Origin of the sequence: uncultured Maricaulis sp. (genome assembly GCF_905480005.1) — a bacterium.
Lineage (GTDB): Bacteria > Pseudomonadota > Alphaproteobacteria > Caulobacterales > Maricaulaceae > Maricaulis.
The window spans coordinates 1-10,146 of record NZ_CAJQOO010000048.1; the positions used below are offsets into that span (position 1 = coordinate 1).

Annotated in this window: 9 protein-coding genes; 8 read left to right on the forward strand and 1 reads right to left on the reverse strand. The window is 65.1% G+C overall.

The window, feature by feature from the left end; genetic code table 11:
• Positions 1-22: 22 nt before the first annotated feature.
• On the reverse strand, positions 23-958 hold the full coding sequence (gene gcvA, locus QZ266_RS05825) for a transcriptional regulator GcvA (protein WP_295692549.1): 936 nt from the start codon (positions 956-958) through the stop codon (positions 23-25).
• Between the two features lie 116 nt (positions 959-1,074).
• Here gcvA and cysG point away from each other — a divergent pair, with 116 nt between their 5' ends.
• The 8 genes from cysG to QZ266_RS05865 all read left to right on the forward strand — a co-directional run.
• Positions 1,075-2,469, forward strand: a complete 1,395-nt coding sequence (gene cysG, locus QZ266_RS05830) for a siroheme synthase CysG (RefSeq protein ID WP_295692552.1) — start codon at positions 1,075-1,077, stop codon at positions 2,467-2,469.
• On the forward strand, positions 2,466-2,741 hold the full coding sequence (locus tag QZ266_RS05835) for a DUF2849 domain-containing protein (RefSeq protein ID WP_295692553.1): 276 nt from the start codon (positions 2,466-2,468) through the stop codon (positions 2,739-2,741). Before cysG ends, QZ266_RS05835 begins: the two co-directional genes overlap by 4 nt.
• Before the next feature lie 3 nt (positions 2,742-2,744).
• Positions 2,745-4,382 carry a nitrite/sulfite reductase gene (locus QZ266_RS05840; RefSeq protein ID WP_295692557.1) on the forward strand — a complete coding sequence of 546 codons (1,638 nt, stop codon included), beginning with the start codon at positions 2,745-2,747 and terminating at the stop codon, positions 4,380-4,382.
• Positions 4,369-5,493: a phosphoadenylyl-sulfate reductase gene (locus tag QZ266_RS05845; protein WP_295692559.1), complete on the forward strand. Its 1,125-nt coding sequence runs from the start codon at positions 4,369-4,371 to the stop codon at positions 5,491-5,493. Before QZ266_RS05840 ends, QZ266_RS05845 begins: the two co-directional genes overlap by 14 nt.
• Positions 5,494-5,520: 27 nt before the next feature.
• Positions 5,521-6,543, forward strand: coding sequence for a cysteine synthase A (locus QZ266_RS05850; RefSeq protein ID WP_295692562.1), 1,023 nt, complete (start codon positions 5,521-5,523; stop codon positions 6,541-6,543).
• Positions 6,544-6,595: 52 nt separating this feature from the next.
• Positions 6,596-7,417 (forward strand): ferredoxin--NADP reductase, encoded by an 822-nt coding sequence (locus tag QZ266_RS05855; RefSeq protein WP_366524005.1) that lies wholly within the window; start codon positions 6,596-6,598, stop codon positions 7,415-7,417.
• 107 nt (positions 7,418-7,524) lie between these two features.
• Positions 7,525-8,997: a DUF1593 domain-containing protein gene (locus QZ266_RS05860; protein ID WP_295692568.1), complete on the forward strand. Its 1,473-nt coding sequence runs from the start codon at positions 7,525-7,527 to the stop codon at positions 8,995-8,997.
• An 801-nt stretch (positions 8,998-9,798) separates the two neighbouring features.
• The coding region (locus tag QZ266_RS05865) for a hypothetical protein (protein ID WP_295692570.1) at positions 9,799-10,146 on the forward strand (348 nt) is incomplete at its 3' end.

A 10,146-nucleotide genomic window follows, 5' to 3' on the forward strand; every position in this document is an offset into this window, starting at 1 on the left:
GCGCGAGCGCCGCTCAATACCCTCACAACTCATCCACCGAATGCTCATGCACCCGCGCCTCGGCCTTCAGCCAGGCGATGAAGGCCTCGGCGTCCGGGCTGAGGGGGCGGTTGCGCGCGGTGACGATATGATAGGCCGAGCGGACCGGCGTTGTGCCGTCGGGGAAGAGCGCCACGAGGCGGCCACTGGCGAGGTCGTTCTGGACGAGGGCGCGCTTGGCCAGGGCGACACCGCGACCGGCGACGGCGGCGTCGATGACCAGGGCCGACTGGTTGAACCTTACCCCGCCTGCCACATCGACACCGCGGGCATTGCGGGCTTTCAGCCAGGACGTCCAGTCGGCGCCGTCGACCTCGGTCTCCGGTGATGCGTCGTGCAGCAGGGTCTGGCCACGCAAATCCTGGGCGCGGGCGAGCGGCGGGCCATCGCGCAGCAAGTCGGGCGAACAGACCGGCAGAACCTCCTCGGCCAGCAACGTCTCCTCATTCAGTGTCATGTCGCCGCCCGGACCATAGCGAATGCCCAGATCAGCCGCCCCGGCGGCCAGGTCGACCCGCTCCGACGTCGCGGCGATCCAGACCTCCACGCCGGGCACTTCCTCCTGGAAGCGGAAGAGGCGCGGCGCCAGCCATTTGCCGGCAAAGGAGGGCGCGACCGAAACGGTGAGCGCGCGGCGATGCACGGGCTGGCGCATCAGGGAGACGGCGCGCTCGAGCGTTTCAAAGGCTTCCGATGTAATGCCGGCGGCGGCCCGACCGGCCTCGGTCAGGCTCAATCCGCGGCCCTCGCGGACAAAAAGCGGAGCCCCGACATGCTCCTCCAATTGCCGGATCTGCTGACTGATGGCGCCCGGCGTGACCGCCAATTCGTCGGCCGCACGGGCAAAACTCTCCAGCCGGGCGGCGGCCTCGAAGGCGCGCAGGGCGTTGAGCGGGGGAAGGCGGGAGGTCTGGACCATGACGTCAGTTTAGTTTTTCTAACGTGAAAAGCCAATAATCGTCGTTTGTAATCACTGCATCGAATAGAAATATTGAACTCGTCGCGCCACGAAGGCGCAGGAACGGACGAGTGACCATGCGTGTTTTCCCTGCCTCCATTCCCCTAAATGGACAGACGGTGATCGTTGTCGGGCACGGCCCGATGGCCGAGCCAAAGGCACGCCTGTTCGCGTCATCCCCAGCCCGGTTGCTTTGGTTCACCGGTGAGTCCAGCGATCCTGTTGCTTCGGATATTGCCCAGTATGCGAAGATCATACGCCGTGTGCCGACACGGCGGGACTTTCGTGGCGCGACATTGATTTTCCTCGCCGGCGGCGAAGAGCGCGAGCTCGACAAGCTGGCACGATGGGGGCGCGGCCAGGGCGCAATGGTCAATATCGTCGACAGCCCGGCCGCCTCGGATTTCCAGACTCCGGCCATTGTCGACCGCGACGGCATTGTCGTCTCCATCGCCTCGGGCGGGGCCGCTCCGGTCCTGTCGGTCGATATCCGCGCCGCGATCGAACAGACCCTGCCGGCACGCGTCGGGGTCATCGCTGACCTCGCCCGCGAGCTGCGCGGCACGGTGAAATCCGTCCTCGACAAATTCGACGACCGCCGCGCCTTCTGGGAACGCGCCCTGCGCGGCAAGGCCCGCGACCTCGCCCTCGCCGGTGACAAGGCCGGTGCCCGCCGGGAAATGCTGCGCGAACTGAATGGCGAGACCGGGCCCCGCACCGGTATTGTCCACCTGGTCGGCGCTGGCCCCGGCGATCCCGATCTCCTCACCCTCAAGGCCGCCCGCCTCCTGCGCGAAGCCGATGTCATCGTCCATGACCGCCTGGTCAGTGACGGCGTGATGGACCTCGCCCGCCGCGATGCCCTGCGGATCGATGTCGGCAAGACCAAGGGTCATCACCCCGTGCCCCAGGACGCCATTGGCGACATTCTCGTGCGCGAGGCCCGCAAAGGTCAGCGCGTGGTCCGCATCAAGGGCGGTGACCCCTTCGTGTTCGGTCGCGGCGGCGAAGAACTGGACGTCGTCCGCGCCGCCGGGATTGCCGTCGAGGTCACGCCGGGCATCACCGCCGCCGTCGCCTGCGCGGCTTCGGCAGGCATCCCGCTGACCCATCGCGACCATGCCCAGTCGGTGACCTTTGCCTCGGGTGTGGTCAAGAAGGACGGGCCGGACCCCGACTATCGCGCCCTCTCCGCCGCCAATTCCACCACCGTTTTCTATATGGGCGTCGGTGCTGCGCCGGAGATCCAGGCAAAGATGATTGCCGCCGGACGCGATCCCGCAACCCCGGTCGCCCTCATCGAGAATGGCACGCTGGACACTGAGCGCCGCGTCTCCGGCACGCTGGGCGATCTCGCCGGGCTCGTGACACGCGAAGCCATTGCCGGCCCCACCATCATCATTGTCGGCGACGTCGCCGGCACCGCCATCAGCCAGGCCGCGACCACGACCGGCCGGGAGCAATTCGCATGAAGACCGTGACCGCCAACCGCCTCACCGATGGCCGGGTGATCTATCGCACCGCGACCGGCGAGTGGACGACCGAGCTCGCCGAGGCCGCCCGTCTCGATACCGACCAGGCTGATGCCGTCCTCGAGCTCGCCTCGGGTGAAAGCCATATCGCCGTCGGCGCCTATCTGATCGAGCTCGCCCGGGACCTGCCCGGTGGCCAGAAATGGCGCCGCGAAGGCATCCGGCTCACCGGTCCGACGACCGGCTCCACTCACGCACACGCGACGGCCTGACCCATGTACAAGTATGACAGCTATGATCACGCCATGGTGGCCGACCGGATCGCGGAGTTTCGCGATCAGGTGACACGCCGCCTGGACGGTCGTCTCACCGAGGACCAGTTCAAGCCGCTGCGCCTGATGAATGGCGTCTATCTGCAACTGCACGCCTACATGCTGCGGGTAGCCATTCCCTACGGCACGCTGAACAGCACGCAGATGCGGACCCTGGCCAGGATCGCGCGGGATTATGACAAGGGCTATGGCCATTTCACCACGCGCCAGAACCTGCAATACAACTGGCCGGCCCTGGTCGATATTCCTGACATTCTCGATCGCCTCGCCGCGGTCGAAATGCACGCCATCCAGACCTCGGGCAATTGCATCCGCAATGTCACGGCGGATCCGTTCGCCGGGGCCGCAGCCGACGAGCTGGAAGATGGTCGCCCCTGGGCCGAGATCATCCGGCAATGGTCGAGCTTCCACCCGGAATTCACCTTCCTGCCGCGCAAGTTCAAGATTGCCGTCAATGGCGCAACCGCAGACCGCGCCGGCATCCGCGTCCATGATATCGGCCTTCAGATTGTCCGGAACGAGGCGGGCCAGACCGGGTTTGAAGTCTGGGTCGGCGGCGGTCAGGGCCGGACGCCGCGCCTGGGCCATCTGATCAAGCCCTTCCTGGCGCCGGAAGACCTTCTCTCCTACCTCACGGCCTGCCTGCGCGTGTACAATCAGCATGGTCGTCGCGACAATCTCTACAAGGCCCGGATCAAGATCCTCGTCGAGGCGCTGGGTCCGGAGGAATATGGCCGCCAGGTCGACGATGAGTGGCGCGTGATCCGCGCGGGCGAGCTGAAACTCCCCGACGCCGAGATCGCCCGCATCCGCCGCTTTTTCGACCTCCCGAAACAGGTCGAGCCGACACCCATTCCGGTCACGGAAAACCGCGCCTTCGCCCGCTGGCTTGACCGCAATCGCCGCGATCATGCGGTCGACGGCCTGTCCTCGCTGGTCATTTCCCTCAAGCCGATTGGCGGCACACCGGGCGATATCACCGATCGGCAGATGACGGCCGTCGCCGATCTGGCCGAGCGCTATGGTTTCGATGAAATCCGCGCCACGCCGGACCAGAACCTGATCCTGCCGCATGTCCGCAATGGCGATCTGGAAGCGGTCTGGAGCGGTCTGGTCGACGCGGGTCTGGCCACCGCCAATGCGGGCCTGGCCACCGATATCGTCGCCTGCCCGGGCCTGGATTATTGCAATCTTGCCAATGCGCGCTCCATCCCCATCGCCCAGGCCATCTCCACCCTGCTGGAGGCCGAGGGCCTGTCGGAGAAGGCCGGCGATGTGACCATCAAGATTGATGGCTGCATCAATGCCTGCGGCCACCACCATGTCGCCCATATCGGCGTGCTCGGCGTCGACAAGCGCGGTGAGGAATTTTACCAGGTCACGCTGGGCGGCGCCTTCGGAACCGATGCCGCAATCGGCTCCATCATCGGCAAGGGCCTGGCCGGCGAGGATGTCCCCGCCGCCATTGCCCGCCTGCTGCACACCTATCTCGAAATTCGCGCTGACGAGGAGCGCTTCATCGACACGCTGCGCCGTGTCGGATCCGACGCCTTCAAGGAGGCCATCTATGCTGACGCTTGATCGCACACCCGACACCCATCCCGTCGCCGACGCCCAGCTGGCCGCCGGCGGGGGGCTCATCATCGAATTGCCCGGCGATGCCGACTGGCGCGAGGCCAGGGCTGAAATCGCCGGCGCCGTGAGGGTCGATATCCGCTTTGCCAAATTCAATGATGGCCGCGGCTTCACCCTGGCCGCCCAGCTGCGCGAGCGGGCCGGCTATACCGGCAAGCTGCGCGCCGTGGGTGATCTCATCCCCGACCAGGCCCAGCACCTGATCCGCGTCGGCTTTGATGATGTCGATCCGGACCGCAAGGGTCTGGACGCCGACTGGGCGCGCGCGCGCACCCGTTTCACCCACGCCTATCAACCCGGGCGCGGCAATGTCACACCGCTCTTTCATCACCGGCACAACCGCCCGGTTGACGATCTCGCCGCGATCAATGCCCGCTATCGCGACATGAGCCCGCAGGACATCCTGCGCGATGCGATCGAGCGCGAATGGGTCGGCAAGCTCGCCATTCTCTCCTCCTTCGGTGCCGAGGCCGCGGTCGGCCTCCACATGATGGCCCAGATCGACCCGGCCACGCCGGTCATCTTCCTCGATACCGGCCGCCTCTTTGCCCAGACCGAGCAGTATCAGCGCCAGCTCACCGAACAGCTCGGCCTGACACAGATCCGTGTGCTGACGCCGGACAGCGATGATGTCGCCGATGAAGATGGTGACAACCGCCTGTGGAGTCGCGATCCCGATGCCTGCTGCGCCCTGCGCAAGGTCCGGCCGCTGGACGCGGTGATCGGCGAGTATGACGCCCTGATCACGGGCCGCAAACGCTTCCACGGCGGCGGCCGGATGCGCCTGCCGGTGGTCGAGCGGATCAATGGCCGCGTCCGCGTCAATCCGCTGGCCAATTGGGACGCCACCGCGATCGAGGACTATTTCCGTCGCTTCGATTTGCCGCGACATCCGCTGAGCGATATGGGGTATGCCTCAATCGGGTGCTGGACCTGCACCTCGCCGGTCGAGGCGGATGGCGATATCCGCTCCGGTCGCTGGCGCGGCCAGTCCAAGACCGAGTGCGGAATCCACACCGCGGCCCCAATCGCCGCCGAACAAGTCGCGGCCGAATAAGAAGAACTGACGAAAGGACACTGCCCCGTGTCTGCCCAACATGTGCTCGACCTGATCGGCAATACCCCGCTGATCCGGCTCGATGGCCCGTCCGACGCGACCGGCTGTGAAATCCTCGGCAAGGCCGAATTCCTCAATCCGGGCGGTTCCGTGAAGGACCGCGCCGCGCTCAATATCGTGCGGGAAGCCGAGGCTGACGGCACGCTCAAGCCCGGCGGGACCATCGTCGAGGGGACGGCCGGCAACACCGGGATCGGGCTCGCCCTGGTCGGCGGCGCGCTGGGTTATGACGTCATCATCGTCATGCCCCGCACCCAGTCGGAAGAGAAGAAGGCGGCGATCCGCTCCTTTGGTGCCCGCCTGATCGAGGTCGACGCCGCCCCCTTCTCGAGCCCCAATCATTTCGTCCATTATTCGCGCCGACTGGCCGAAGAACTCGATGAGAGTCAGCCAAACGGCGCGATCTGGGCCAACCAGTTCGACAATCTCGCCAACAAGCGCGCCCATGCGCTGACCACCGGCCCGGAAATCTGGCAGCAGACGGGCGGCGCGATTGACGGTTTCATCTGCGCGGTCGGATCCGGCGGCACGCTGGCCGGTGTCGCCGACGCCCTGCGCGCCCACAAGCCGGACATCGCCATTGGCGCAGCGGATCCCGCTGGCGCTGCCCTGTTCAATTATTTCACCAAGGGCGAGCTCAAGGGCGAAGGTTCCTCGATCACCGAGGGGATTGGCGTCAACCGCATCACCGGCAATCTGGAAGGCCTTGAAGTCTCCCACATCTACCGGATTGAGGATGCCGAAATGCTGCCCATCCTGTTCGACCTGGTGAAAAGCGAGGGCCTGTCCCTGGGCGGGTCGGCCGGGATCAATATCGCCGGCGCCATGCGCCTGGCCCGTGATCTGGGTCCGGGCAAGACGATCGTGACCATGCTGTGCGATAGCGGTGCCCGCTATGCCGGCAAACTCTTCAATCCGGACTTCCTGTCCTCGCGGGGCTTGCCTGTTCCGCCCTGGGCCGATACCGAAGCGCCGCGCGTGACGGCCTGACGATCCCTTCCCGGACGGCCTCACCCTGACAACCGAGTACGAGATGATGACGATGACCGCGACCGCGCCTGCCAAGAAAAATACCGTGTCCGCCAAGCCCGGCCCCTACACGGTCGAGACCGTGCTGTCGGTGACGCATTTCACCGACCGGCTCTTCCATTTCCGTATCACGCGGCCGGACGCCTTCCGCTTCCGCTCGGGCGAATTCATCATGATCGGCCTGCCCAAGGAGGACGGGAAACCGCTCCTGCGCGCCTATTCCATCGCCAGCCCCTTCTGGGACGAGGCGCTCGATTTCTACTCGATCAAGGTTCCGGACGGACCTTTGACCTCGCGCCTCCAGCACATCAAGGAAGGCGATGAAGTCCTCCTGGGCCGCAAGCCGGTCGGCACACTGGTGCTCGACGCCCTCAAGCCGGGAAAACGCCTCTACATGGTCTCGACCGGTACCGGCATCGCGCCGTTCGCCAGCCTGATCCGCGACCCCGAGACCTATGAGAAATTCGACCAGGTCATCCTCACCCATACCTGCCGCGAAGCCGCCGAGCTGACCTATGGCATCGAACTGGTTGAAGCCGTGAAGGATGACGAGCTGATCGGCGAATTCGCCCGCGAAAAACTCGTCCACTTCACCTCGGTCACCCGCGAGGACGGCCCGGTCAAGGGACGCGTCACCGACATGATCGAAAGCGGCGAACTCTTCGACCGCCTCGGCGTCCCGCCGCTCGACCCGGAAACCGATCGCGTCATGATCTGCGGCTCGGAAGGCCTGCTGAAAGACGTCAAGCAAATCTGCCTCGACCGCAATTTCATCGAAGGCTCGAATGCAGCACCGGCGGATTTCGTCGTCGAGAAGGCGTTTGTAGCGACCTAGGGGCGCGCACCGGTCTGACCCGGCAGGTGCATCGCAAAACTCAGACAATAGGCTTGTCATTCAGGTTGCACTGATCAACCCTCACCGGAAAGCGGGGAGGATTGATCATGCGCGCGATTTTGATTTGCCTGTTTGTGGCGTCGGCATTCGGGGGCGTTTTCAGCGCCACGCCCGAAGACCCGCCAGCCGCGTCGAACACCGGCCACAATCGCCTCATCGTCCTGACCGATATCGAAGCCGATCCGGACGATACGCAGTCACTGATCCGGCTCTTTCTGTATGCCAATGAGATCGATCTGGAAGGGTTGGTCGCCACGACCTCGATCCATCAGCGCAACCGGACCGCGCCGGAGTCGATCCATCATGTGATCCGGCAATATGCCGAAGTGCACGACACGCTGAGCCGGCACGCGCCCGGCTATCCCGATGCCGACACGCTGAGCGCATTGGTCACAACCGGCCAGCCGGTCTACGGCATGGCCGGTATCGGCGAGGGTCGCGACACGCCCGGCTCCGACCTCATCATTGCCGCCCTGGAAGCCGATGATCCGCGCCCGCTCTGGGTCGCCGCCTGGGGTGGACCCAACACGCTGGCGCAAGCGCTTTACACACTCCGCGCCACCCGCACGCCCGCGGAAGTCGCACGCCTCACCGGCAAGCTGCGGATCTATACGATCTCCGACCAGGACGACACCGGCGCCTGGATGCGCGAAACCTTCCCCGACCTGTTCTACATCGTCAGCCCGGGCGGCTATGGCGCGGCGACCTGGACCGGGATTTCCCATGTCGTCGACGGGCTGGACAATACCTCCATCTCGAATGACTGGCTGGCGGACAACATCCAGCAGGGCCATGGCCCGTTTGGCGCCGCCTATCCCGATGTCGCCTACGGGATGGAGGGCGATACGCCGACCTTTCTCAATCTCGTCCGCAACGGGTTGAGCGATCCGGAACACCCGGACTGGGGCGGATGGGGCGGCCGCTATGAATTCTACACACCCGAGCTGTCCGCCCTCGACCCGGACGGGTTCACCGGCGGGGTGCCGGTGACCGAGGAGACCCGGCCGATCTGGACCAATGCGATCGACACACTCCGGCCCTGGCTGGCCCGGCCCCATGGCCGCGCCCACGGCTATGGCGAGGAAAACTTCACTGGCTATCGCGCCACCCTGTGGCGCTGGCGCGACGATATCCAGAATGATTTTGCGGCCCGCATCGACTGGACGGTGAGCGAGTATGCCGATGCCAATCATCCGCCCATCGCCCGGCTCGATCATGCGGATCGGCTGACCGTACACAGTGGCGACACCGTCGCCTTGAGCGCGCTGGGATCCTTCGACCCTGACGGCGACAGTCTCAGCTATCAATGGTTCCACTATCGCGAGGCCGGCAGTTTTCCGGACAGGATCGAGCTCTGGGGAGCGGACAATCTCTACGCCCGCGGCTTCGCCGCTCCCGAGGTCGGTACGGCACAAACCGCGCACTTCATCCTGCGCGTCACCGACAAGGGCCACCCCGCCCTCAGCCGCTATCGCCGCGTCATCGTGACAATCCTCCCGGCAGCCCGTCCTCGCCCTTGATAGGCGAGGTGGCGAGCGGCCGGCAGGGGCCCCATTGACCCCTCCCCTTTCATTTTTCCCGGAGGCGCGCAGCGCCATCCGGGACCGACGGGTTTGGTTTGAAAGGGATATCCGACGCCGATACACGCGTGTCATCCCGGGCGCAGCCCTGACCTGATCAGGGCGAAGACCCGGGACCCATACGCCCGATGCGGCCAGCTTTTGCGATAATGGGTCCCGGATCGCCGCCCGGCTCGAGGCCGGGCATATGTCCGGGACGACAAGATTTTGTGACTTTATCCCACACTGCGCACCACCTTCCTTCTCCCTTGGGAGAAGGTGGCCGGAGGCCGGATGAGGGGGAAACGCCCGGCAATACCGGGATTTACCCCTCACCCTGGCCCTCTCCCGAGGGAGAGGGAAAGTGCGCTCGATCAAAAAAATCACCAAACTTATCCTCCCCCCTTCACCGCCATGGGAGACTGCCCTCGGTTTTCGGGACGGGAGGCGCGAGCTCAGTCACTTGTGCCCGGAAGCGAGCGGAGCCTGTCCGCGCTTTGGATGTGACACCCCAAAGCTCCGGCAGGGCGTGCGATCAGGTCCAGGGGCACTAAACGACCGACACCCAGTATCTGGCGCATTGGAATCGGTCGCGAGAGCGTCCGGGAAATCTCCGCGAGCGGGATGCTTGTCGAAGCCTACCGTTATTCAATCAGCGCTTTATCGGCTCCGGCCGACATCCCGCTCCCTCCCATCGCTTCGGCGCTCACGCGTGCGGACCCCTCACCCTGTCTGAAACCCTGCCAAAAATTGGAGACACCCATGCCGCGCTCAACCCGTCCGATCGACCCGGAAGCGCCGATCACCCTGAAAAACCCCGACCTCACCACCACGCAAGGCGCGCTGGTCGGCGATTGCGTGCATTATGAATGCCTGGCCCTGAAGGCCATTCACGACGCCATGCAGCAGCAACTCGCCAAGGGCGACAGCAAGGCCGCCATCGCCACAGCCGAAATCCTGCTGGACCGACTCAAGGCCAGCTGGCTGGGCAATGCGCTGGACGAGCTGAACGAATATTTTCGCGCCGATGATGACAGTGTCCGCCTCGACATGGTGCAGACCCTGCGCGACATCGCCCGCATGCTCGACGGCGAATTCGGCGAAGGCATG

Excerpts from the sequence above, each read along its gene's own strand:
- QZ266_RS05860 (WP_295692568.1), top strand. The coding sequence starts at position 7,525 with ATGCGCGCGATTTTGATTTGCCTGTTTGTGGCGTCGGCATTCGGGGGC.
- QZ266_RS05840 (WP_295692557.1), top strand. The coding sequence starts at position 2,745 with ATGTACAAGTATGACAGCTATGATCACGCCATGGTGGCCGACCGGATC.
- cysG (WP_295692552.1), top strand. The coding sequence starts at position 1,075 with ATGCGTGTTTTCCCTGCCTCCATTCCCCTAAATGGACAGACGGTGATC.
- QZ266_RS05855 (WP_366524005.1), top strand. The coding sequence starts at position 6,596 with ATGACCGCGACCGCGCCTGCCAAGAAAAATACCGTGTCCGCCAAGCCC.
- QZ266_RS05835 (WP_295692553.1), top strand. The coding sequence starts at position 2,466 with ATGAAGACCGTGACCGCCAACCGCCTCACCGATGGCCGGGTGATCTAT.
- QZ266_RS05845 (WP_295692559.1), top strand. The coding sequence starts at position 4,369 with ATGCTGACGCTTGATCGCACACCCGACACCCATCCCGTCGCCGACGCC.
- gcvA (WP_295692549.1), bottom strand. The coding sequence starts at position 958 with ATGGTCCAGACCTCCCGCCTTCCCCCGCTCAACGCCCTGCGCGCCTTC.